18 protein-coding genes, 1 pseudogene and 1 riboswitch are annotated in these 25,040 nt (G+C 37.4%); of the genes and pseudogenes, 7 read left to right on the top strand and 12 right to left on the bottom strand.

Features of this window, described 5'->3' with window-relative positions; translation table 11 throughout:
• Positions 1 to 248: 248 nt before the first annotated feature.
• The 3 genes from KQI21_RS08795 to KQI21_RS08785 are packed head-to-tail and all read right to left on the bottom strand — an operon-like array spanning position 249 to position 3,871.
• Complete coding sequence (locus tag KQI21_RS08795) at positions 249 to 1,385, bottom strand: acyl-CoA dehydrogenase family protein (protein WP_216483822.1); 1,137 nt, start codon at positions 1,383 to 1,385, stop codon at positions 249 to 251.
• The gene (locus KQI21_RS08790; RefSeq protein WP_253291371.1) at positions 1,382 to 2,530 is read right to left on the bottom strand and encodes a CaiB/BaiF CoA transferase family protein; all 1,149 of its coding nucleotides are present in this window, start codon (positions 2,528 to 2,530) and stop codon (positions 1,382 to 1,384) included. Before KQI21_RS08790 ends, KQI21_RS08795 begins: the two co-directional genes overlap by 4 nt.
• 18 nt (positions 2,531 to 2,548) lie before the next feature.
• Positions 2,549 to 3,871, bottom strand: coding sequence for a YjiH family protein (locus KQI21_RS08785; RefSeq protein ID WP_216483820.1), 1,323 nt, complete (start codon positions 3,869 to 3,871; stop codon positions 2,549 to 2,551).
• A gap of 336 nt (positions 3,872 to 4,207) precedes the next feature.
• Here KQI21_RS08785 and KQI21_RS08780 point away from each other — a divergent pair, with 336 nt between their 5' ends.
• The 5 genes from KQI21_RS08780 (at position 4,208) to KQI21_RS08760 (ending at position 10,293) form a co-directional block, all read left to right on the top strand.
• Complete coding sequence (locus tag KQI21_RS08780) at positions 4,208 to 5,680, top strand: helix-turn-helix domain-containing protein (RefSeq protein ID WP_216483819.1); 1,473 nt, start codon at positions 4,208 to 4,210, stop codon at positions 5,678 to 5,680.
• 307 nt (positions 5,681 to 5,987) lie between these two features.
• Positions 5,988 to 6,167, top strand: a riboswitch (Lysine riboswitch).
• A gap of 111 nt (positions 6,168 to 6,278) precedes the next feature.
• Positions 6,279 to 7,160 (top strand): 4-hydroxy-tetrahydrodipicolinate synthase, encoded by an 882-nt coding sequence (dapA, locus tag KQI21_RS08775; protein WP_216483818.1) that lies wholly within the window; start codon positions 6,279 to 6,281, stop codon positions 7,158 to 7,160.
• Positions 7,161 to 7,240: 80 nt separating this feature from the next.
• The gene (locus KQI21_RS16770) at positions 7,241 to 7,591 is read left to right on the top strand and encodes a hypothetical protein (protein ID WP_216484288.1); all 351 of its coding nucleotides are present in this window, start codon (positions 7,241 to 7,243) and stop codon (positions 7,589 to 7,591) included.
• Between the two features lie 199 nt (positions 7,592 to 7,790).
• Complete coding sequence (locus KQI21_RS08765) at positions 7,791 to 8,840, top strand: 2,3-butanediol dehydrogenase (RefSeq protein WP_216483817.1); 1,050 nt, start codon at positions 7,791 to 7,793, stop codon at positions 8,838 to 8,840.
• A gap of 403 nt (positions 8,841 to 9,243) precedes the next feature.
• Positions 9,244 to 10,293: a 2,3-butanediol dehydrogenase gene (locus KQI21_RS08760; RefSeq protein ID WP_216483816.1), complete on the top strand. Its 1,050-nt coding sequence runs from the start codon at positions 9,244 to 9,246 to the stop codon at positions 10,291 to 10,293.
• A 680-nt stretch (positions 10,294 to 10,973) separates the two neighbouring features.
• Here KQI21_RS08760 and KQI21_RS08755 read toward each other — a convergent pair.
• The 9 genes and pseudogenes from KQI21_RS08755 to KQI21_RS08715 form a co-directional block, all read right to left on the bottom strand.
• Entirely contained in the window at positions 10,974 to 12,275 is a 1,302-nt protein-coding gene (locus KQI21_RS08755; RefSeq protein ID WP_216484287.1) for an acetamidase/formamidase family protein, read from the bottom strand.
• A gap of 709 nt (positions 12,276 to 12,984) precedes the next feature.
• Positions 12,985 to 14,604, bottom strand: a complete 1,620-nt coding sequence (locus KQI21_RS08750; protein WP_216484286.1) for a long-chain fatty acid--CoA ligase — start codon at positions 14,602 to 14,604, stop codon at positions 12,985 to 12,987.
• A 21-nt stretch (positions 14,605 to 14,625) separates the two neighbouring features.
• Complete coding sequence (locus KQI21_RS08745; RefSeq protein WP_309245529.1) at positions 14,626 to 14,907, bottom strand: AMP-binding enzyme; 282 nt, start codon at positions 14,905 to 14,907, stop codon at positions 14,626 to 14,628.
• A gap of 246 nt (positions 14,908 to 15,153) precedes the next feature.
• Positions 15,154 to 15,793, bottom strand: a pseudogene (locus tag KQI21_RS08740) (AMP-binding protein).
• A 1,069-nt stretch (positions 15,794 to 16,862) separates the two neighbouring features.
• Positions 16,863 to 17,993 (bottom strand): CaiB/BaiF CoA transferase family protein, encoded by a 1,131-nt coding sequence (locus tag KQI21_RS08735; protein WP_216483815.1) that lies wholly within the window; start codon positions 17,991 to 17,993, stop codon positions 16,863 to 16,865.
• 286 nt (positions 17,994 to 18,279) lie between these two features.
• The gene (locus tag KQI21_RS08730) at positions 18,280 to 19,431 is read right to left on the bottom strand and encodes a thiolase family protein (protein ID WP_216483814.1); all 1,152 of its coding nucleotides are present in this window, start codon (positions 19,429 to 19,431) and stop codon (positions 18,280 to 18,282) included.
• A 161-nt stretch (positions 19,432 to 19,592) separates the two neighbouring features.
• A complete protein-coding gene (locus KQI21_RS08725) occupies positions 19,593 to 20,747 on the bottom strand; it encodes an acyl-CoA dehydrogenase family protein (RefSeq protein ID WP_253291369.1) in 1,155 nt (384 codons plus the stop codon).
• Positions 20,748 to 20,901: 154 nt separating this feature from the next.
• Positions 20,902 to 21,669, bottom strand: coding sequence for a 3-hydroxyacyl-CoA dehydrogenase (locus tag KQI21_RS08720; RefSeq protein WP_216483812.1), 768 nt, complete (start codon positions 21,667 to 21,669; stop codon positions 20,902 to 20,904).
• Positions 21,670 to 22,269, bottom strand: a complete 600-nt coding sequence (locus tag KQI21_RS08715; protein ID WP_216483811.1) for a TetR/AcrR family transcriptional regulator — start codon at positions 22,267 to 22,269, stop codon at positions 21,670 to 21,672.
• Between the two features lie 529 nt (positions 22,270 to 22,798).
• Here KQI21_RS08715 and KQI21_RS08710 point away from each other — a divergent pair.
• Both KQI21_RS08710 and srtD read left to right on the top strand, forming a co-directional pair.
• Entirely contained in the window at positions 22,799 to 23,962 is a 1,164-nt protein-coding gene (locus KQI21_RS08710) for an LL-diaminopimelate aminotransferase (RefSeq protein ID WP_216483810.1), read from the top strand.
• 464 nt (positions 23,963 to 24,426) lie between these two features.
• Entirely contained in the window at positions 24,427 to 25,005 is a 579-nt protein-coding gene (srtD, locus tag KQI21_RS08705; RefSeq protein ID WP_216483809.1) for a class D sortase, LPxTATN-specific, read from the top strand.
• Positions 25,006 to 25,040: the final 35 nt, after the last annotated feature.

Genomic DNA, 25,040 nt, shown 5'->3' with positions numbered 1-25,040 from the left:
ATGCGAGATAAATTGTTAATACCAAAAATGAAATGAATTTCTTAAAATTGTAGTACAAATAATATAAGAAGATTCATATATAGTTATTCGCTCAAGGCAAAACGTGGACAAATTAACTTAACTAATCGTCATTCCTCTTACAACAAGCATTCTACATCAAACAATTTATAGCGGTTTTATTCGTATTCATATTTAAATAAATATTCTAGATATCCAGCAAATATCGTATATAAGCAAACTAATTCTTTTTATTTTAATAAGTGGCTAGCTATAACGATCTTTTGAATTTGCGATGTTCCTTCAAATATTTCTAAAATGCGCTGATCACGGTAAAATCTTTCTACTGGAAATTCCTTCATATATCCATAACCTCCATGAATTTGAACTGCTTTGTGCACAATTCTTTGACTTGCCTCAGAGGTAATTAATTTAGCAATTGCTGCTTCTTCAGATATTCTTCCTCCCCTGTCCTTTAATGAAGCTGCATAATACGTATACATACGTGACACTTCCAACTCAGCCTTCATTTCTGCCATCATCCATTGCAAACCTTGATATTCAGCAATTGGCTTGCCAAACGCCGGTCTTTCTTTCGCATACTGAACAGCAGCATCTAAAGCAGCTTGAGACAGTCCCACTGCCATTGCCGCAATTCCAATTCTGCCCCTGTCCACAACCTGCATGGCTAGCTTAAATCCATCTCCCTCGTTTCCTATTAGATTTTCTTTTGGAATACGGCAATTTTCAAAGATCAATTCATCTGTTCGTGCTCCTCTTATCCCCATCTTGTCATCTTCAGCTCCAAAAGAAAGCCCTTCTACACCGTTTTCTACGATAAAAGCACTTATACCTTTATTTCCTTTCGAAGTATCCGTTTTCGCATAAACGACAATAAAATCAGCATATCTGCCATTCGTAATAAAATGCTTCATACCATTTAAAACATATTCATCGCCTTCCCTCACTGCTGTCGTTTTCATTGATCCTACATCCGTTCCGCCAATTGGTTCAGTCAAACCAAAAGCAAACAGCTTTTCTCCTGTGCATCCTGGAAATAAAAATTTCTTCTTTTGTTCAGCTGTCGCTGCTAAAAATAGACCATCAATTCCTAAATAATGCGCAGTCAAAATGGATCCTGTAGCTGCACACCCATGGGTTATCTCCTCAACTGCAATTGCCTCAGTTACTGAATCAGCTCCTACGCCACCGTATTCTTCTGGATATGCTATGCCCAATAACCCTAATTCCCCCATTGTTTTCACATGCTCTATGGGGAATTCATTTTTTTCATCCAGTTCCTTTGCTCGCGGTGCCAGTACATCTTTGGCATAATCTCTCACCATGTTACGGACACTCACCTGCTCCTCTGTATATGCAAAATTCATCGAATCTTCTCCTTATATTTTTTTATAATGTCTTCAGTATGTTCTCCAAGTTTTGGCGCCGGATCTGTTGTTGTTTGCTCTACGCTCGAAAGCTTAATAGGATTGCCGGGAATTTTAAACCGACCACCCTCCGCTTGATCTACATCTACAAGCATATTCCTCTCTTTTATATATTCACTCTCGGAGATTTCTTGGATGTTATAAATAACCGAACAAGGTATTCCACCTTTTTCTAGTAACATCATCGCTTCTTCTTTCGTATATTTAGACAACCAATTTTCAATTTCTACTTTTAACGCTTTTTGATTCAATTGTCTGTTACGATCCGTATAAAAACGTTCATCAGATAACATATCTTGTCTGTCTATGATTAGACTAAATCTTTTAAACAGCGAATCATTCGCAATAGCAATTGCTAAATAGCCATTTTTCGTTTGATAAACATCAAATGGTGCACTAATTGGATGCCTGTTGCCAATTCTCTCCGGAATTGCTCCTTTCACGGTATACCGCATAATATTACTTTCGAGTAGAGCATAAATCGAATCAACCATCGCTACATCGACGTACTGCCCTTCTCCTGTACGCTCACGATGGAACAATGCAGTAATAATCCCAATGGCAGCATTTAGCCCTGCACTAGTATCTCCTAAAGAGGCGCCCACCCTGGTTGGTGGAAAATCATGATAACCATTAATACTCATTATCCCCCCTATAGCCTGAGCAATAAGGTCATACGCAGGTTTTTCACTCCAAATCCCTTCTTGGCCGAACCCAGAAATAGACGCATAAATCATATCGGGTTTTAATTGTCTTATCGATTCATAATCTAACCCAAACTTTTTCATGATCCCAGGTCGAAAATTTTCAATGATAACATCTACATCTTTAACCATGTTCTTGATTAATTGAATGGAGGTTTCTTCTTTTAAGTTTAGTTCAACGCTCTTCTTACCGGCATTTAAATAAACAAAATAGCCACTCACTCCATTTTGGAAAGGTCCGAAAGAACGCGTATCGTCTCCTGAACCAGTTTTTTCTATTTTGATAACCTCAGCACCAAAATCGACTAATATTTTTGTCGTGAACGGACCAGCTAATACTCTCGTAAAATCTAAAACTTTTATTCCTTCTAATGGTTTCATAACAACCATTCCTCCTTCTTAAAATAGCAATTTAGCTAGCGGTATGATGATTATTAATGTAAGTACAACTCTTTGGAACCAAATAATGACCAGCTTTGATATCGGGATTGGAATATCAGTCGATATAATGACAGGTATTACTGCCGAGAAAAATAAAATAGATGATACGGACAATACAGCAACTATAAAACGAGTAGCAAGCTCTGTTTCTACGACGATTAAAGAAGGCAGAAAAATTTCCGAAATTGATATAGCAGCAGCCTTAGCGGTTAATAAAGTTTCTGGTGCTTGAAGAACCCATGTAACAGGCAGAAAAATATATGCTACCCAGTCAAATAAAGGAGTATAGTAGGCTAAAAGGAGACCTAATAAGCCAACAGACATAATGGAAGGTAATGTATTCATTGTCATAATAAGGCCTTCTTTTAAATGAGAAGCTATGTTTACTATGAATTTAGGTGCTTGATCTGCAGCGTAAACTCCTTCCTTCCATGCATACCGTAATCTATTTTTTTTAATAATTACTTCTGGATCCCCTTTTCCTGAAATATATGTGTCCTTCATATTTTTTAAAGGCCAAATCCTTACTGTAATTGCCGTTACAACAAAAGTAATAATTAACGATAGCCAAAAGTACAAATTCCAATGATTCATCAAATCCAATGTGTTGGCAATTACAATCATAAATGTCACAGAGACGGTAGAAAAACCAGTTGCAATAATTGCTGCTTCGCGAATCGTATACTTTCCTTGAGTAAATACTCTATTCGTTACTAACAACCCAATGGAATAGCTGCCTACAAATGATGCCACAGCATCAATTGCAGAACGGCCCGGAGTTTTAAAAACCGGTCTCATAATCGCTTGCATAAAAATACCAATAAACTCTAAAAGTCCATAGCTGACTAACAAGGCTAAAAACATCGCTCCGATTGGAATCAAAATTCCTACAGGGATAATTAGTTTTTCTAATAAAAATGGCCCTAAGTTAGGTTCAAACAGCCAAGCTGGTCCTACATTAAAAATAAGCATCGCTCCAAATATAAAACCAGCAATTTTAAACAAAGTAAACATGACATCAATAAAGCTATAGCTCCAAGTTTTCTTCATGATTGGATAAACTGCCCCGAGAAATAGAATTAAAATAATATAACTATGGATAAATAGATTCGGAAGTGATTCAATAGCGCTTACGATATGATCAAGCAAAATAGATGTTTTTCCATAAATTGTCATTGGAACAAAAAAGGAAAAAACCCCACATAAACTAAACAACACAAATTTCCAACTAGCGAATTTATTTGTTGCTGAACTTTCGATTTGTGCTTCTATATTTTCCATACACGGCCCCCTCAATTATTTACACGCTTACATATTTCATTATTTTCTCTATTATATTTTTTCTGATATTATTAACATAGGGAATTATCTACAAATTCTAGTATTATTTTTAATTAAATGAACCTATTGTATTATTAAAAATAGCAAATATTTAATATTAATAGGACTTAATATTAAAGTACTTATTCAAAACATGGGTGAATAAGCATGCTGCCGTTTTGCAAGATAATTGTTTATTACTACACATGCCAGAATCTTCCCGAGACAAAATAATGAATACATTCGCTGTGGAATTTTATAGTTGATTTTTAAACATCCCTAAAGGAGGTTAATACTTTGGATATACTAATCATCGATAGAGATACTACGGAAAGAACAGGAATAGAGTGGTTTGTCCGCTCCAATCAATTACCTTTTCAACATATTTATCATGCTGAAAACATCAAACAGGCAAATATGTTATTAAGTAAAGTTAAACCTCATGTGGTTATTTTAGAACTAGAAATTCTATCCAATACAAATTTTGAATCCTTTTCTATTAATGTATTTCGTTTTTCAGAAAGACTAATCACGATAACAGCAGAGCCTGTATTTGAGCGGGCTTACCAAGCAATTGAGCTAGAAAGCAAATCTTTACTAGTTAAGCCATTAAATCTAAATCAATTAATGAAGGCCCTAACAAATGCATCACAAACTGAAGTTCATCATTCTGATACCTATTTTTCAAGAAATCAAGAAATATACCATTCCTTATTTATCAAATCGCCATTAACAGATTCTATTCAACCTTATTTTTTACTAATCGAGGCAGAATGCTCAAAGTACACGATCGATTTATTCCATTGGTTACATAAAATTAATCTTCCTTTTGCTGCAGAGTTTTTTCCGCTTCGGAATAAAGTAGTCTGTTTAGCTTACACGAATTATTCGTTTACAATCAATTCGCTAAAAACAGAGGCCTATAAAATGATTCAATTATGGAAAGAAGAATTTGACTCCAATATTAATATCGCTATTCATAATAGCTACATCAAGAGCGATAATTTGCAGCAAGCATATGTAGCAACAAAAAATATACTTCATATGCGTTTTTATAAAGGATTTAACCAGGTTTTTTTATCTGACGAACTTAATAAATTTATATCGTTTGATCCATTTTTAACTTCAACGGAACAACGCTTCTGGATGGAGAGTCTGGAAAAAGGGGATATTGAAGGGATTAAAGATTATTTGTACAAGCAATTTACAAACCCGTTTCACGAATACCTTGAGCCGGAAATTGTTAGAATCCAGCTTACTAGTATTCTTGCGCAAATCAGACGTTTTATAAATAATTACAAACTAGCAAAAATAGAAGACATTGAAAATAAATATCACCGAATGTTTCAAATTATTTTAAACAGTCCAATCCTCTATACAATTGTTCAGGAATTTATCTTGTTTTGTATCAACGTTATTAATTATTCCCAAATTCAAAAAGAAAAGAGAGATTTTAATTATGTAGAACGATCGATTCGCTATATTGAACATCATTTTAGAAATAAGTATCTTCGTTTAGAAGATGTAGCCAATCAATTGGAAATAAGCTCAAACTATTTAAGTCACTTATTATCATCTAAAGAAAAGCCTTTTAAAAGGTTAGTTAATGAATATAGAATAAACGAAGCAAAAAAATTATTACGTAACACAAATGAATCCATTCAAAATATTAGCGATTTAGTAGGTTTCAAAGATCCCAATTATTTTTCTCGTGTTTTTAAACGATTAACAAATACCTCTCCCAAATATTTCCGACAAACAAAAACATAATAATTGTGTTTCATCACATTATTGACAATCATTCATGATGTGTTTGTAGACCTAAATCGCCGCGCACTTTTGTACATATCGAGCTTGATCATTTAAATGCCTGTACGACAAGCTTGGCTCCAGAAAGACCCGCTCGAGTTGTACTTATACTTATTTCTTAACGATATTGAATTAATTTCTAAGCTAAGAAAGTATCCTTTTTTATTGACAAAAAAATAATAATAAAGCAGGAATCTCCTTGCATAATGACCGAAAATCTGCTATAGTACAGGCAATTGAATTACTTCCTGTTTCAATATTATGTTGAAATGTGGATAGAGGTGCGGCATTCAAGAGTACACTATTGGAGGATAATGAGATCCTTTGAAAATAGTGAAAAGGGGATTTCGCCGAAGCTATGGAAAACCCATTGTTTCTATAGCTGGTTCTGCTATTGAATAAGTACAGAACTGTCATATAGGTGACTATATGGAGGGCTATCTGACGCTGAAACTTTTAAATTGTTTCAAGCAGTAGCGATATGTCGTCGTTGCTGCTTTTTTGCGTAAAATCTTATGGCCTTCTCACCTAAACATTATTTAAAAAAGGGTGTGAAGTAATGAAGTTTGGCCAAGTGGTTACTGCTATGGTGACCCCATTTGACAATGAGAAAAATATTGATTTTCAGGCTGTAGAAAGACTAGTAAATTATTTAATTGAAAACGGTTCGGATAGCATAGTGGTTGCAGGTACAACCGGAGAATCTCCAACACTTTCCAACGAAGAAAAATTGGCTTTATTTAAACATGTTGTTAAAACTGCAGCTGGAAGAATTCAGGTTATTGCTGGAACTGGTTCCAATAATACAAAATCATCAATAGAACTAACCAAACAAGCGGAACAAATTGGTGTCAATGCCGTTATGCTTGTTACACCATATTACAACAAACCCTCTCAGGAAGGTATCTTTTTACATTTTCAAGCAATTGCTGAACAAACACGTTTACCAGTCATATTGTATAATGTTCCCGGAAGAACTGGTGTTAATATAAGTGCTGATACGACAGTTCGCCTTTCACAAATAGATAATATCGTATCGGTAAAAGAAGCTAGCGGTGATTTGGATCAGATGGCAGAAATTATCCGACGAACGACGAATGATTTCTCCTTATATAGTGGAGATGATAGTCTGACATTACCAGCTCTAGCGATTGGCGCAGCAGGTGTTGTCTCTGTAGCATCGCATATTATCGGTAAGCAAATGCAAACAATGATGGATCAATTTCTTCAAGGAAATATTACGAAAAGTGCTGCCATCCATCAAAACTCGCTGCCGATAATGAAGGCATTATTTGCTCAACCAAGTCCTGCTCCAGTTAAAACTGCTCTAAATTTAAAAGGGATCGCTGTCGGAAATGTCCGACTTCCTATGGTTCCGTTATCGAATGAAGAAATCACCAGCTTAAAACAAATTCTGAAGCTTGATGCTATATCATGTTAATAGTAAAAAATGATCAACGGGAAATCTCTATTTGAAATAGAGATTTCCTTGTTTTTTTATAATTAGTTACGTTCTCCCGACTGCGGGATTTTTTCTTCCGACTTCGGGGCGATCTCTTCCGACTTCAGGGCCATCTCTACCGACTTCGGGGCGGTCTCTCTCTACTTCGGGGTGGTCTCTCCCGACTTCGGGGCGATCTCTACCGACTTCGGAGCGGTCTCTCTCTACTTCGGAGCGGTCTCTCCCAACTTCGGGGCGGTCTCTCCCGACTTCGGGGCGATCTCTCTCGACTTCAGGGTGGTCTCTCCCAACTTCGGGGCGGTCTCTCCCAACTTCGGGGCGGTCTCTCTCGACTTCAGGGTGGTCTCTCCCAACTTCGGGGCGGTCTCTCCCAACTTCGGGGCGGTCTCTCCCAACTTCGGAATAAATGAAATTTTTTCCTCAATTAACACTTTATTCAAAAGCAATGTGAAATATTGAACATTTAATTTCTTTTCTGTGAACAAACAGTTAAAAAAATTCGACAAAATTCGTACTTTCAAGAAAAGGTAAGCGCTACACAATTATATCGGCTACTATTTAGTTGTAGTTAAAATAAAAATATTTGTGATATTATTAGGGGGTCACTCAATGAAAGCAGCTGTTTGGTATGGAAAAAAAGACATTCGAGTTGAAGAACGAGAACTAAGACCATTAAAAGAAACAGAAGTAAAAGTAAAAGTTGCCTGGGCAGGTTTATGTGGAAGTGACTTGCACGAATATGAAGATGGACCTGTGTTTGTTCCAGTCGACGAACCCTCTCCATTAACCGGAGATAAAGCTCCATTGACTATGGGGCATGAGTTTGCAGGGATTGTTGAAGAAGTTGGCGCAAAGGTAACCAAATTTAAGCCAGGTGATCGCGTAGCAGTAAACCCGACCATTACTTACGGAAATAAATCAGAAGATGTTGATATTTACGATGGCACTGCCTTCATAGGATTGCATACGGATGGCGGGTTTACGTCTTTTACTAATGTTCCAGAAAAAAATGTGTATCTTTTGCCAGAACCATTAACCTTGCAAGACGGTGCGTTAGTTGAGCCTACAGCTGTTGCTGTTCAGGCTGTAAAGGAAGGAAATTTACAATTTGGTGACACGGTTGCCGTATTTGGTGCTGGTCCAATTGGATTGTTAACTGTAATTGCGGCAAAAGCAGCTGGAGCAAGTAAAATAATTGCACTGGATCTTTCAGAAGCTCGCTTAGAAAAAGCAAAAGAAGTTGGGGCAACACATGTTATTAATTCAGGGAATACAGATCCTGTAAAAGCTATTCTCGATATTGTCCCTGATGGAGTTGATGTCTCCTTTGAAGTTGCTGGAGTAAAAGCAACATTCGAACAATCTATTGAAGTGACAAAAGCACGCGGATCAATGGTAATTGTTTCTATTTTCGCTAGACCTATTGAATGGAATCCAATCCAGTTAATTTTAAAAGGTGCCAAAATTACTTCATCCATCGCCTATTCGCCTACATCTTTCCAACAAACCATTGATTTAATGGCATCCGGGCAATTAAAACCGCAATCTATCATTACTGGGCAAATTCAACTTGAGGATATCGTTGATAAAGGTTTTGAAGTGTTATCCAACGATAAGTCCCAAGCAAAAATTTTAATTAAATTAAGCGGCGAAAAATAAATACACTTTAAAATAACGATCTAACCAGATGATAAGAGCTTTCTAGAAGTCATTCAGGTGGCTAATAGCAAGCTCTTATTCTTTATATTTGTCTTTAAAATGTTGCTGCGGATCCTAACAGCCAATTTAGGTTATTGATATAATTGCCTCTTTCATTTTCTAATCATGCAGAAATTACTATCATCTATCCATAAATCAATAATTATGCTGACATTTTCCTGCCAGTTTTATTAGGAAGCAAATAAATATCTATATATAAGTCGCTCTCTTTTCTATATATAAATTGTTCCGAAATTTTAATTAAATTGTCGATTTATGCAAAAAAATGTCATGTTTTATCATTTTGCGCTAAGATAGGACTGAGAGAATAATATAAAAACACTTTTGGGAGGAAGAAAATTTTATGAAAGCTGCAGTATGGCATGGAGAAAAAGATATTCGAATTGAGGAAGTAAATTTAAAACCTTTAAAAGAGACAGAAGTGAAAGTAAGGGTTGCCTGGGCGGGAATATGTGGCAGTGACTTACACGAATACGTAGAAGGTCCAGTATTTATTCCAACAGAGCAGCCAGACGCTTTAGCTGGAGGAAAAGCTCCACTTACAATGGGACATGAGTTCGCAGGAGTAGTAGAAGAAGTTGGGGCTAAGGTAACCAAGTTCAAGCCAGGTGATCGTGTTGCAATAAACCCGACGATAACTCATGGTGAAAAGTCAGAAGATCTCGATCCGTATGACGGTTTCTCTTTTATCGGGCTACATGCAGATGGAGGTTTTACATCATTTGCCAATGTTCCGGAAAATAACGTATATCGATTACCGGAGCCATTAACCTTACAAGATGGTGCATTGGTAGAACCTACAGCTGTGGCTGTCCAAGCAGTTAAAGAGGGCGACTTAAAATTTGGCGATACGGTTGCTGTGTTTGGTGTTGGTCCAATTGGATTATTAACCATTATTGCAGCTAGAGCAGCTGGGGCAAGTAAAGTAATCGCACTCGATCTTTCCGAAACACGATTAAAAAAGGCAAAAGAAGTTGGGGCAACTCATATTATTAATTCGGGAAATACGGACCCCGTAAAAGCTATTTATGAGATTGTTCCTGAGGGTGTCAACGTTTCTTTTGAAGTTGCTGGAGTAGCTCCTACTTTCAAACAAGCAATAGAAGCAACGAAGCCACGTGGGACAATGGTAATTGTTTCTATTTTCGCTAGACCTATTGAGTGGAATCCAATGCAATTAACGAATAAAGGTGTAAAAGTAACATCAACTATTGCCTATACACCTACGTCGTTCCAACAAACCATTGATTTAATGGCAACTGGACAATTAAAGCCGCAATCAGTTATTACAGATCAAATTCAATTAGATGATATTGTTGATAAAGGCTTTGAAGCACTAACTAACGATAAGTCACAAGCAAAAATCCTCGTCGAATTAAGTGGGGAAAAATAAGCAATCTTTTAATATGGTAGAATACTAATTAAATTGGAGCTTTGCAAATAAATCGATGAAAAGATTTACTTGCAAGCTCTTATATTTATTTCCATGTTTTACTTTTCTATGCGCAATACTGCACCTCGTTGAATGCATAGGTCTTAAAATACATGAACTTCCATATTCGAAATAAAACAACTCTTTTTTTACATATTTAAAACGGACGCTCCCAACTATTCACTATTTCTTATCCATTACAACACCAATTCTTACATTTGCCGGTATTTCAGTTGCCAATCGAAAAGTTGATTTGCGAAATACCTCTTGGAAAATTGCTATCGTTGCCCTCTTTTTTTTACAGGAACATATGCAGGAAGCGCGATTCTTGCACAACTTGGTCTATTTTTGGTTGATAATTAAAAGTGTTGCCATGACCTTCTTGACTATGAATGCGTAGAGAAATCGCTAGATATAGAAATGAAAACTTTTTATTGGTAGTAGAACATTCAACTGACGTAAGGTTCATCGCTAGTATTGTCAAGGAAATATTTGAAAGGGGCTGCCAATGTGTCATATAAGGTGACTTTTTGTGCAGCCTTTTGTGCTGTTTTATCCTTCTAATCCAGCTTGACCTACCAGTCTATTATGCTACTAAATTTCAGTTTCTTAAATATCTTCTGCTATATCCTATCTATTGACTAAAGCACATCCATATATTGGTGTTTTACTAAATTAAATATGTGTTTATGATTTAAATAGCTTTCAGGAACAAGGAATGTAACTGTAACCACACCTGGATGACGTCCGATTTCAATCGAGCCATTAATCGTAGCACGATTCATTACTTCCGGAACAGTTATATTAAAAAACGCAGCTGCTCGTTCCATACCATTTGTTGTTGCTTCATTTAAATCTGCACCTGAACCTACAAAGGAAACTGGTAACATTTCTTCTATTTCAGCAACTTGCCAGTGTTCAGCTAATACCTGTGCTCCCTGCTTTTCCTCTTTAGTAAACGGTTTAGCCAAATATGGAAGATCATCGTAAACAGGCAGGATAATCGGTCCGTCTACTTTTACTCCTTTTAATACATTTACTTGTAAACTAACAATCCCTGCTACATCGGTAGTATGGCCGGCAATTTCACCATCTCCTTGCATGGCATGCATATCACCGAGATAAACTCCTCCCCCTGTTACTTTTACAGGACATATTACAATGGCACCTGCACGGACACGATTAATATCCATATGACCATCTGTTCGTTCCTCCAGCTCTTCTTTCGTAATGGCATAATCATGCGGAGCGTCGATTAGAAATTGGCCAAAATCCCCCGCATTATGAGAATCAGGAAATGGTCGTGATGGTGTAGTACCTAATTGTCCTAAAAATGGTCGTAACCTTGCTATCGTACCAGGCATCTGATAAGGAGCGAAAGTTACAACTGGATTTTGAATGGAATTTTCTGGTATTGACATGTAGCTTTTTCCATCTTTTGCAACCTGTTCAGCAGCCGCTTTATTCAAAGTAATCCCAACCGTTTTTTTATCATTAAATGCCATTGTATAAGCATGTGTAAATGTAAATGGCGTAATGTCTTTATCACAGTTTTTACAATGGACTGCTTTCTCACCAATTCCTTTAATGATGGTTTCAGGGTTAACTGTACCACACCCTGGACATTTAGCAGCAACAAATGGATCACCGTTAAAGCGACCATCTACAGGCTTATCATTACCAGAAGCAGTAGCAATTGATGTAACCTCGATTGATTTAAGATGAATAGCAATTGCATCACCTATCTCCGCCCCCTCAACATAGACAGGCTTCGTTACTTCATGACCACCTTTCAAAGCTGGAGTAATCATAGGCCCCCAGCATCCCGGAGTTGTATTAGCAACAATATATCCCCCATCTTTTACCGCGTATTCCATTTTTCGAGCGGGATCAAGAATTCCATCTGTAAACTCATTAACATAAACGGTTTGCTTCGCCTTCATCATCAATCACTCTCCACTATTAATAGTTTATTCCCTGTTTTTCACATAATTGTTCATTCATGAGCATATATAAACTAGTCAGTTCAAGTAAAAAAGCAGTTTACAGACTTCTAGTAAAGCATGTTTACATACTTTTTAAGCTAGTTCTATATGCTCATTTTTATTGTAACTCATTTAGGAAGCGCTTACTATTAAAACGGATTCCGTTTTACAAATTCTTTGGAATATATACTTCGAATATAGGCTAGAGAACATTAGAAAAATGAATGCACAAGCGCTCGGATAGCGATGTACAAACTGGAGAACTTTTGAAGAAATAAAGTTAAACTTCATTCAAGGAGCCACTTCCCTCACAAAGTTCATGAAATAATAAGTAGATTTTTTGGAAATGAGAGAAATATGGCTCCTTACATTAAGGATAAAGAAAGCTTGGATGACGGTAAGCTTCTGACACAGCCGACAACTAGTTGCACGAATACTTATATCAAATTTTTACTACATTGAATCTACTTTCTGCGCTAAAATTTTTTTAGGTAGAAAATAAACCTCTGCGTATGAGAACATTTTTCTTTATATATATTAAGCTATAACAAGTTTTTTATATCTACTTGCACTTACTTTCTGCTAATCTATTTGGCGAAAAACAAATTCCGCATTAAATTTTTGCTTATATCTTTCATCTTATTCGTACACGTTAACGTGTAGATATTTAATTTTGATTAGCCATGTAGTCCTTTACCTTTTCTCTTAATGCTACTTTTAAAAACTTTCCTACAGATGTTTTAGGAAGTTCATCCATAAATAATATTTCGTCTGGTAGCCACCATTTTGCAAACTGTGGTTGCAAAAATGAAAGAATATCCTCCTTAGAAACTGTTTTCTTATACTTATCCTTTAATACAACACAAGCAACTGGACGTTCTTGCCACTTCGGATGTGGAACAGAAACAACCGCCGCCTCGTAGATAGCTTCATGTGCCATTAATGTATTTTCTAAATCAACCGAGGATATCCACTCACCCCCACTTTTAATTAAGTCTTTTGTTCGATCCACAATTTTAACAAAACCTTCCGCATCAATGGTAACGACGTCTCCTGTATAGAGCCAACCATTACGAAAGGCTTCTGTACTTCGCTCATCTTTATAATAGGAATCGGCAATCCAAGGTCCACGAATTAAAAGTTCACCCATGTCAACACCATCTTTCTTTATCTCTCCATGCTCATTAACTGCTCTAATATCAATGCATGGAACAACTATCCCTTGCTTCGCACGCAACTCCAATCTTTCTACTTCTGGAAGCTGTTCTTGATAGCTTTTTAGTCTGGAAAATAGAGCAAGTGGTGCTGTTTCTGTCATTCCATAAGCATGATAAAATGGAATTCCGTATTTCGATTCGAAGGCGTGGATCATTCCCTTTGGTGCAGCAGCCCCTCCACACAACACCCCGCGCAAACTATCCGTATTATAATGATTTTCCTCTAGTTCTTGAAGTAATCCAAGCCAAATAGTTGGCACACCAGCAGTAATCGTAACTGCCTCCGTCTCAATCAGCTCTGCTAAAACTTTCGGAGTTGGAAACGACCCCGGTAATACTTGTTTGGTTCCGAACCAAGTTGCAGCAAATGGCATTCCCCATGCATTAACGTGAAACATTGGGACAACCGGCATAGCAACATCTGATTCTGAGATTGCAGCTGTATCGGCTAAACCTAAGGCCATTGAATGTAACACAAGTCCGCGATGAGAATAAACGACACCTTTTGGTTTGCCTGTAGTTCCCGATGTATAGCATAAGACGGCTGGATCTTGTTCTTCAATATTCTTAGAAAAAGTAAATTTTCGATCAGCATTTTCCAATAGTTGTTCATAAGCGTATAGTGATTTTATCGATGATTCTGGTAATATATTTTCATCCATCATCACAATAAATGCTTTAACCGAAGTTAATTGATCCTGTAATTTTTCTAACATTGGCAACAGTTCTTCGTCCACAAATATTACTTTATCTTCTGCATGATTTATAATATGCACAAGATGCTCGGTCGATAAACGAATATTAATCGTATGCAGTACAGCACCGATGGCCGGTACAGCAAAATATGCTTCTAAATGCCGATGATGATTCCAAGCAAACGTTCCAACTCTATCCCCCTTTTTAATACCAAAGTTTTTTAACACATTCGCCAATGTTCTTGTTCGCTCACCGAGTTCGCGATATGTTAAACGATGAATCTTTTTTTGTGTACGAGAAACAATCTCTTTTGTAGGAAAATACGTCTCTGCACGTTCTATTAAAGATACGAGAGATAAAGGCGTGTTCATCATCATAATTTGCCCCCTATACATTTAATCAGATAATGATTTTTCCATTTGTAGTGCTTCACGAATTTGATACTTTAAAATTTTTCCCGAAGCATTACGAGGGATTTTTTTTCCTTGAATGATTTCTTTTGGCACTTTGTACTTGGCCAGATGATTACGACAGAAAGCTTTTATTTCCTCAGCATCTAATGCTCCCCCATCTTTGGAATTAACAATAGCGACGACTTTTTCGCCCCATAACTCGTCTGGCAAACCAACAACAGCTCCCCCCAATATGTTTGAATGTTCATACAGTACTTGCTCCACCTCCGTAGAATAAAGTGAAACTTCATTCAGTAGGAGTTTTCTTCCATCTCCTACTGAATGTTAGTACCTAGAAGGGTATGACCTAAAGGCCCTTGAACGAATCGGGCATTTAGGTGCCGTTTTCTCCCACTTAAACCCTTTTGTACCACCTCAGGCTCTTGAAGTGGGAGTCTTACGGCACCTTACATGCGGGATAAATATTTTCTCCACCGGAAATAATCATATCTTTTTTTCGATCAACAAGTGTTATAAAACCATCTCCATCGATAATAGCCAGATCTCCGGTATACAGCCAGCCGTCCCGGAGTATCTCTTTTGTTTCATGGGGTTTTTTATAATAATCCTTATCATCATTTCACTTCGAATAATAAACTCTCCAACTTGGTTAGCATATACATCTTCACCAGCCTCATTAACAACTCTGGCCTCTGTTAATAACATCGGTTTTCCACAGGCACCCATGTTCGTTTTATGATCCTCAGGCAATAGTAAAACACCACCAGGACCGCCTTCTGTTAGACCGTACATATTGTAAAATTGATCATTTTGAAACAACTTTGTCTAATAATGCTACTGGCATTGGTGCTGCTCCATATCCACAACGCTTAACAGAGGATAAATCAAAGTTGTCACTGTTTGGTACTTGAAGTAAAAAATTATACATCGTTGGAACTGCGAAGAAAAGACTTATCTTATATTTTTCAATATCATTCAATACTTGTACGGGGTTAAAATCCTTATGAATAACATGTAAGCCTCCTAAAAGTGTTCCAGTTATCATGAATAGATTTAATTGAGCTGAATGAAATAGAGGTGCTACATGAAGTAAATTATCTTCTGGTCCGATCTTCATCATAATGGAGGAGGTAAATGCTACGAAAAGAATACGATGATGATCAAATAATGCTCCTTTAGGTGTTCCTGTTGTTCCTCACGTATAAAGTATTTCTGCATCATCTGTTTCGTTTACTTCAACAGGCGGCTCCGATTGATTGCTGCTCATTATTTCTCTAAGTTGGTACTATCCATCTACTATATTTTCATTTGCGGATACTTGCAGTAATAATTGCTGATTCTCTTTTCCTATCTCGGCTACATTTGCATATTAACACAGCTAGTTTGTCACCTTTACTTATACCATGTGTAAGTAAACCATGAGCGAGCCGATTTACTTCTTCATTTTAATTGCCTATATGTGTACACTTTTTCGCCATAGTAAATTGCCTGTTTATCCGGATGTCGATTTGCGTTTCTAGCTAAAGTAGTCCAAGATCTATCTTCATCACTCCCTCGTATATTATATTTAGGCGTTATTTTTTCGCCCATTGTTTCTTATTAGTTTATCTGTTTTATTTCTTGAGAATTTATACGTGCGTTAAACCCGTCGTTTTACACTACAGGCGGACGCTTCCTAAGGTCTGCTCGAGCCTCCTCACTCGCAAAAAACGCTCGTTACGGGGTCTCAAGGCTCATGCTTTTCCCGCAGGAGTTACCGCCTTTCGTTCCAAGCGACTTGTTTCCTGCTTATTCTATTAATGGATATGTCCAATCCGTGATGTTCCTAGATAAAGGTCTTAGGATCATTTGGGACCATTCTTTTCACTCCCGCGGGTCATAACCGCATTGTAAGACTGTTCCCCAGTGTGCGTTTCGACCTTCATACACGCAGGCTGTACAACTTGATGTTCGAACCTAGATGTTAGTAGCTTTAGGGTGGCTTTCCATGCAAGGATAGTACTCATACACGAGGTTGCTGGCCAGCGTTCACACTAGGGCGTCATGAGCGTCCCAGGTTTTGGTTCCAATGATTCTAAATGAAAGGAGTGTTTAACCCCATGAAATTATTTGTTGATTTGGATGTTAGTTTTTTTTGATATCAAGGTTTGTTTTTAAACGGTGAAGGAGGCGAGTTGAATCCCTTCACAGTCACCAATGATTTACCTGATGCCACACAGCTAAAAAGACTTTCGTTTTAAAACTTCTTCTGTATGCTCACCAAGTTTTGGAGCTTTGCTTCGAAACGAACCAGGAGTTTTTGATAATTTAATTGGGATACCTATTTGCTTTATCGTTCCTAAAGAAGGGTAATAGCTTTCTTTAATCATCCCGCGTTCTTTCACCTGCGGATCATCGATTAATTCTGCAAAAGTTTGTACTGGGGATATACACGACTCATCCTTTGGAAAAATTGCTAACCATTCATCTAATGTTTTTCGAGAGATAATTTCTTGAATTTCATATTTTAAACGATGCTGCTCACGTAATGGTGCTTGTTGAAGCGGGATAAAGTCATCTCTACCAATAGTATTACAAAATACCTTCCAAAATTTAGCCTCCAATGCACCAACGGCAATCCAGCGATAATCCTTCGTTTCATAAACCTCATAACAAGCAAGTCCGCCACTTAACATTTGTTCACCACGTTTTGGCAACTGATTAGTGGCCATGAAATTAGGTAATACGGTTTGCATCCAAGCGATTACCCCATCCATCATCGAAATATCGATAAATTGCCCGCTACCCGCTTTTTCTCTCGCAATTAGAGCTAATAAAATACCTAATGCAGCTGGATATGCACCTCCCCCAATGTCGGCAATTTGTACAGCAGGAATGACTGGCTTTTCGCCACGCTCTCCCATTAAATGAAGTAAGCCGGCATAGCTGATATAATTAATATCATGACCAGCTTTCTTAGCATATGGACCATGTTGCCCAAAACCGGTTATACTACAATAAATAATTCTTGGATTCATGGATTTCAATGTCTCATAATCTATTCCAAGTTTTTTCATTACCCCTGGGCGAAATGATTCGATAACAACATCAGCTTCTTCTACCATACTAAAGAAACATTCTTTTCCTTCAGTTGATTTTAAATTTAAACAAATGCTTTTCTTATTGCGATTCAGGGAATGGAAAATGGCACTATTTTCATCCAACTTCGGCTCATAGTCCCTAGCATAATCACCAACTTTAGGATCTTCTATTTTAATGACTTCAGCACCAAAATCTGCAAGCAACATGGTACAATAAGGCCCCGGCAATAAGCGTGTCAAATCGAGTACACGAATCGAAGTAAGCGGCAAAACACCACCTCCATATTATTTTTTAACTTGGCTGATAACAAGCCTTTAGCGTATAAGCCCCAACCTAGTCGAACTTTTAATTAAAACAGATGCCAATTTTTATCCCGCATGTAAGGTGCCGTAAGACTCCCACTTTGAGAGCCTCGAGTTGATACAAAAGGGTTTAAGTGGGAGAAAACGGCACCTAAATGCCCGATTCGTTCAAGGGCCTTTAGGTCATACCCTTGCGGTACTAACATTCAGTAGGAGATGAAGAAAACTCCTACTGAATGAAGTTTCACTTTATTTAAGTTAATCGTTCAATTATCGTTGCATTGGCCATCCCATGCCCCTCACACATGGTTTGCAATCCATAACGTCCTTCTGTTCGTTCCAACTCATACATCATGGTCGTCATGAGTCGAGCTCCACTTGCACCAAGTGGATGCCCTAAGGCAATTGCACCTCCATTTGGATTGAGCTTTTGGGGGGCTGCTCCGGTTTCTTTCAGCCAAGCTAAAGGAACCGAAGCAAATGCCTCATTGACTTCAAAAACATCTATATCCGAAAGGGATAGCCCTGCTTTCTTCAGTACTTTTTCTGTAGCTGGAATCGGTCCGGTTAACATGAATGTAGGATCAGAACCAATAACGGTACGGGCAATAATCCGGAATTTAGGTTTTACTCCTAATTCAACTGCTTTTTCCTGAGACATGATTAACAGTGCTGCAGCCCCATCACTAATTTGACTGGAGTTTCCTGCCGTAATTGCCCCATCTTCTTTAAAAGCTGGCGTTAACTGTCCAAGCTTTTCCAAATTTGTGCTCTCCCTCGGCCCCTCATCTTGATTCATAACAGTTTCTGAACCGTCTTCAAGTTTCACTTCCAATGGCATAATTTCATAATCAAAATAACCTTGTTTACTAGCTGCAACTGCCTTTTCATGACTCTCTAATGAAAATTCATCCATCTGTTGCCGGCTTAATCCCCACTTATCGGCAATTCGTTCAGCAGATAGACCTTGATTAATAATTTCATATTTGAGAGACAGATTCTCATTGATTTTAACCCCTTGCATATTAGATCCCATTGGCACTCGAGTCATATGCTCAACCCCTCCAGCTACGACTACATCCATATCTCCACTTATGATGGCCTGTGCCGCAAAATGTACGGCCTGTTGACTGGAACCACATTGTCTATCGATCGTTGTTCCCGGTACTTCAACTGGATAATCAGCAATTAATGCAGCTTGTCGGGCAATATCAAAAGCTTGCTCTCCTACCTGTGACACACAACCATAGATAACATCTTCCACGAACTCTGGTGATATACCGGCTCGTTTTACTACTTCCATTAATGGTTTTGCTGCTAAATCTTCTGCGCGAATTTCACTTAACATGCCTTTACGTCTTCCAATTGGTGTTCTAACTGCTTCTACAATTACTGCTTCTCGCAAAATTATCATCCTTTCTGATTTTCAACCCCTGTCGTAAACGCTTTCAACAATTACAACCTTTGCTGTTTTGCAAGGACTTAATAGAGAGAGTTCACAAAACATATACTAAACATGAAGCTATGAATGAATAAACATATTTATACTTCTCATTTTCATAATCTTTATAGTCCCATATTTTTGCTAATAATCACTTTCATAATTTCATTCGAGCCTGCATAAATGGATGACACAGCTGCATCCCGGTATCTTCTGGCAATCTCGTATTCTTCCATATACCCATAACCGCCATGGAGTTGCATACATTCAGCAGCAACTTTTTTTACAAGATCTGTGCTCCACCATTTTGCCATTGATACTTCTGTAACCAGATTTTTTCCTGTCATATGAGATTTAATTAATTGATCTACAAAGACCCTTCCCATTTGAAGTGCAGTGTTCATCTCTGCCAACTTAAATTGTGTATTTTGAAATTGGCTAATCCTTTTTCCAAATGCTTTTCTTTGCTTTACATAATCAGTTGTCAAATCGATCATTATTTCAGTAGCTGCAATACTTTGAATACTTACGATTAACCGTTCCTGCTGCAATTTTTCCATTAAATAATAGAATCCTTTTCCTTCCTCCCCCAATAAATTTTCAGCGGGAACCCGTGCATCTTCAAAAATTAATTCACACGTATCATTCGCATGTTGACCAACCTTCCTCAATTTCTTTCCACGCCGAAATCCTGGCGTATCCGCTTCTACAACTAGTAAACTAATCCCTTTATGCGCTGGCTTTATATGCGGATCAGTTTTGCATACAACTACAATCAAATCAGCTGTATAACCATTCGTAATAAAGGTCTTTTCTCCATTTAAAATATACGTATCTTCATCTTTTATCGCTGTTGTTTGAATTGCAGCCAAATCTGACCCAACAGCCGGTTCTGTCATCGCTATTGCAGATATGATATCTCCCGTTATCGCACCAGGCAGCCATTTTTTCTTTTGATCTTCTGTACCATATGCATGAATATATGGCATTACAATATCATTATGTAATCCTATTCCAACCATTGCAGTGCCAATTCGTTCTAATTCTTCGTTAAGGACCACCGAATATCCAAAATCTGCTTCATATCCACCGTAATCCTCTAAAGCCCACGGACAAAGATATCCCCGCTCTCCCGCCTGCCGCCAAAATGATCTTGGTATTTGCTGATTTTGTTCCCATTCAGCAAAATACGGAGCCGCTTCTTGTGCTAAAAATTTTCGTAAGGAGCTCCTGAAAATCAGATGCTCTTCCTGTAAAAAGTCTCTTTCCACAACACACATCCCCCTAGAATATAGTAAAACTCTATTACGCATCTCGCAAAATGTTTTAGCTTACATGTTAATACTTGAATTGTTTTTTCATCAATTATTCTTATCAGTTTGCTACCTGATTGAAAAAATTACCATTAAATAGTTGCTACTGGTGACTTATTCATTACTTTGGCTGCATACGAATGGCACCATCCAAACGGATTGTCTCCCCATTCAACATTGGATTTTCAATAATACTTTTAACAAGTAGTGCGTACTCTTCTGGTTTGCCAAGCCTTGATGGAAATGGTGTCATTTCTCCCAATGCTTGTTTAGCTTTTTCTGGAAGGGATGCGAATAACGGTGTTTCAAATAATCCCGGTGCAATCGTCATCACGCGAATTCCTAAGGAAGCAAGATCTCTCGCCACCGGCAATGTCATACCGGTAATTCCCCCTTTTGATGCACTATACGCTGCCTGACCAATCTGCCCATCAAACGCAGCAACAGAAGCCGTATTAATAATTAATCCACGTTCACCATGTTCATTTGGATCATTTTCAGCCATTTTTGCAGCAGTAAGACGTAAAACATTAAAAGTACCGATTAAATTGACTTCAATCACGTTAGAGAACGTAGCTAAATGATGTACGCCGCGTTTTCCAAGCGTTTTCTCTGCAATGCCTATTCCTGCACAGTTCACAAGAACATCCACTCTGCCAAAACTCTCTATCGCTTCATCCAATGCCGTTTGCACACTTAACTCATCTGTAACATCTGCTTGAAAAAATATTACTTTATCACCGAGTTCTTCTGTTAGAGTGACTGCTTTTTCTTTAGATACATCTAAAATTACCGCTTTTCCCCCAGCTGCAACCAGCTTTCTCACTGTTGCTTCACCTAGGCCTGATGCACCCCCGGTCACTACAGATACACAATTTGTAATGTTCATTTAATTGCCTCCCGCTTTTATTAAAATCCGAAGTAAATACACTGTAATATCCTCAGCAATTTCTGGTTTACTCTTTTTTCCACTGTCTGAATACCATTGTGTTACCCAATTCATCGCTCCCAAAATGATATTTCTGACTACTTTTACGTCAACAGGGTAAAAAGCATTCGCTTCTATTCCTTCTGCGATCAGCTGGTCAAAACATTTCCCATAATCATCTCTCAGTTTTAAAATGACTTCGAGCTGTTCTTTAGAAAAAATCTGCTCCGGCTTTAACATTAATTCAAACCCTGACTTTTCAGTAAGGAGATATTCAATGTGGGTGGTCATTGCTTTTTTTAGCTTATCCATTATTGGCAAGTCCTGTTGTTGGATGGAGTTCATATTGTCCAAACTTTTTTCTAACAACATCATCTGACTTTGATATAATAGATCCTGCTTATCTTTAAAATAGTAATAAACGGTACCTTTTGTCATTAATAGCTTTGAAGCAATTTCCTCCATCGTAATGCCATAATACCCTTTCTCTGATAATACGCGTATAGCCATTCGAATTATTTCCTCTTTCTTTTCTGCTATTTTCCGGGCACGTAAAGACAAGGCATTCACTTCCCCATTTGTATTTATCCCACATCTAACTGGCAGTAGATCCTCCACCTAGTGAAGTAAGAGGATCTAAGAAGTCTAGGTGGAGGAAACTGAAAGTCAAATGTCCGATTGGTTTATCTAACCATAAGTTTCTCATGGCAAGTTTCACTTTATCTTACCATTATTCTAATTATTCTTTATTTGACTGTCAAGTTAATTTTCTAAAAATTTTAAACTAAAAAACACATGAGTGCTAGTGTGTAAGAAGAGCATAGTAACTTTAAGCACGGGATAAATTAATTAATGCAGGCTAAATCTACTTATTCTTATTCTGGTCATAAAGTCTTTCAAAATCCTTTTATCAATAAGTCTTTTGCCCTATTTATTATTTCTCTTATTATGCATTAAAATAACTAAGTTAAAAGCTTGCAAATTTAAATTGCTTGTTAAAAATTTTCTGAAATTAACCACTATCTTTTATAAGAATGGTATAATCATACTAATCTCCATTTTTGGATAGTCAACTATGAGGTGATTATATATGAGTATAAGGCTAGCTAATAAAATGGCTTATTTTCAAACTTCCATTTTCAATGAGCTATCTGCTTACAAAAAGAAAAAAATGCAAGAAGGGTTGGAAATGATTGATTTAAGTGTGGGAAGTCCAGACTTACCCCCTGCCCAGTTCGTAATAGACGAAATGACAAAAAATGTTCAAGATCCTGCACAATATGGCTATACATTAACCGGTATTGATGAATTACACGAAATGATTGCAGCTTACTATACCGAACAATATGCAGCACCTATTCATACAGAAACAGAAACCTTAATGGTAATGGGCTCACAAGATGGACTTGTGCATTTACCAATGGTTCTTACTAACCCGGGTGATATTATTCTTTTACCTGACCCTGGGTATACTGCCTATCAAACTGGGGTTTCTTTAGCTAATGCAACGCCATATTCCATGCCACTAAAGGAAGAAAATAATTTCTTGCCTGACTTAGAAGCCATCCCTGGCGAAATTAGAAAAAAAGCCAAGATGATGATATTGAATTTTCCAGGCAACCCTGTACCTGCTATTGCTACAAAAGAGTTTTTTGAAGAGGTAGTTAAGTTTGCCAAAAAATACGAAATTTGCGTTCTTCATGATTTTGCTTATTCTGAACTCTATTATGAAGAAAAACCAATTAGCTTCTTATCAATCGATGGAGCAAAAGAAGTTGGCGTAGAGTTTAATTCCTTTTCCAAAAGCTTTAACATGGCTGGTTGTAGAATTGGTTATATTGTAGGCAATGCTGAAATTATAGATGGATTGAAACGGTTAAAATCAAATATTGACTTTGGAGTATTTCTTCCTATTCAAAAAACCGCTATCTCCGCATTAAAACATGGTGCAGATTTTTGTCAAACATTAAGATCCGTCTATAAAAAGCGCAGGGATATTTTAATTCAAGGTTTTAGTGAATTAGGATGGAAAGTCGATCCCCCAAAGGCGTCCATGTTTATTTGGGCAAAGGTACCGGAACCATTTACATCTACAGAATTTACGTATCGACTCATAGACGATGCTGGAGTTGTCGTGATACCAGGCAACGCTTTTGGAAAGTCAGGAGAAGGCTATGTACGTATTGGTTTAGTTCAACCGGAGGAAATGCTTACAAAAGTCGTTAAACAAATGGAGAAGAGTCAATTATTCTAGATCCGTAAACATGGTTTAATTACAACTACTTAGAAGCTACATATTTTTTATGTCATCACTAGCCGAAAACATATAATTGCGTGTTCAAAAATTAGAAAAACTAGGCTTATCGCCAAGTCTTTATGGCGAAAGCTGTAGTTTTTCTTATACTATAAACCATAAAGTTTTATACTTTCCTACAGTACAAGATAGGGCTTTTTGAACATCCTGTTAAGTATTTTTTTATCCCGTATGTAAGGTGCCGTAAGACTCCCACTTCAAGAGCCTGAGTTGGTATAAAAGGGTCTAAGTGAGAGAAAACGGCACCTAAATACCCGATTCGTTCAAGGGCCTTTAGGTCATACCCTTGTGGTACTAACATTCAGTAGGAGATGGAAGAAAACTCCTACTGAATGAAGTTTCACTTTATTATATTGTGGAAAGTAAGAATAAAAATGATAAATAAATAGGCTGAGGTGAATCGTATGCTTCGGGCATTTTCAATCGTGTTAATTATTTGTGGAATAGCGATTCTTGGCTATGGCGGATTTCAATTATATAACTTTAAAGCAATGGAAAGTGAACGGATGGATGAAGCTAAATCATTTGTTTCGAACACTGTTGTTAAAGAAGTAGAAAATGTCAAAAAATTTAATTATGACCAATTGAAAACAGGAGATACGATTGGCATTTTATATATTCCAAAACTTGATCGTGAAGTCCCAATCGTAGAAGGTGTGGATGAAGAAGAATTGGCTCAGGGAGTTGGACATTACACCGGTACAGGTTTTCCAGGAGAAAATAAACAAATCTTACTATCCGGTCATCGAGATACAGTTTTTAGAAAATTTGATCAGTTAGAAGATGGAGATGAGTTCCATGTAAAAATGAAACATGGTACATTTGTTTATACCATTCAGGATCATAAAATTATATCTGCAGATGATACAACAGTCGTTGATCCTGATCGAAAGGATGAAGTATTAACCGTATCTACATGCTATCCATTTTCCTATATCGGTGATGCACCAGATCGCTACGTTATCTATGCCTATCCAAGATAACAGTAACCCTCATTTCCCCAGAAGTTAGAGTAAGA

The organism is Virgibacillus proomii (assembly GCF_018916875.1).
GTDB lineage: Bacteria > Bacillota > Bacilli > Bacillales > Amphibacillaceae > Virgibacillus > Virgibacillus proomii_B.
Note: the sequence above shows the minus strand (reverse complement) of the source record. Positions and strands in the feature narration are given on the sequence as shown.

Coding starts and splice junctions, on each gene's coding strand:
- KQI21_RS08795 (WP_216483822.1), bottom strand. CDS start 1,385: ATGAATTTTGCATATACAGAGGAGCAGGTGAGTGTCCGTAACATGGTG.
- KQI21_RS08790 (WP_253291371.1), bottom strand. CDS start 2,530: ATGAAACCATTAGAAGGAATAAAAGTTTTAGATTTTACGAGAGTATTA.
- KQI21_RS08785 (WP_216483820.1), bottom strand. CDS start 3,871: ATGGAAAATATAGAAGCACAAATCGAAAGTTCAGCAACAAATAAATTC.
- dapA (WP_216483818.1), top strand. CDS start 6,279: ATGAAGTTTGGCCAAGTGGTTACTGCTATGGTGACCCCATTTGACAAT.
- KQI21_RS08765 (WP_216483817.1), top strand. CDS start 7,791: ATGAAAGCAGCTGTTTGGTATGGAAAAAAAGACATTCGAGTTGAAGAA.
- KQI21_RS08760 (WP_216483816.1), top strand. CDS start 9,244: ATGAAAGCTGCAGTATGGCATGGAGAAAAAGATATTCGAATTGAGGAA.
- KQI21_RS08755 (WP_216484287.1), bottom strand. CDS start 12,275: ATGAAGGCGAAGCAAACCGTTTATGTTAATGAGTTTACAGATGGAATT.
- KQI21_RS08750 (WP_216484286.1), bottom strand. CDS start 14,604: ATGATGAACACGCCTTTATCTCTCGTATCTTTAATAGAACGTGCAGAG.
- KQI21_RS08725 (WP_253291369.1), bottom strand. CDS start 20,747: ATGTGTGTTGTGGAAAGAGACTTTTTACAGGAAGAGCATCTGATTTTC.
- KQI21_RS08720 (WP_216483812.1), bottom strand. CDS start 21,669: ATGAACATTACAAATTGTGTATCTGTAGTGACCGGGGGTGCATCAGGC.
- KQI21_RS08710 (WP_216483810.1), top strand. CDS start 22,799: ATGAGTATAAGGCTAGCTAATAAAATGGCTTATTTTCAAACTTCCATT.
- srtD (WP_216483809.1), top strand. CDS start 24,427: ATGCTTCGGGCATTTTCAATCGTGTTAATTATTTGTGGAATAGCGATT.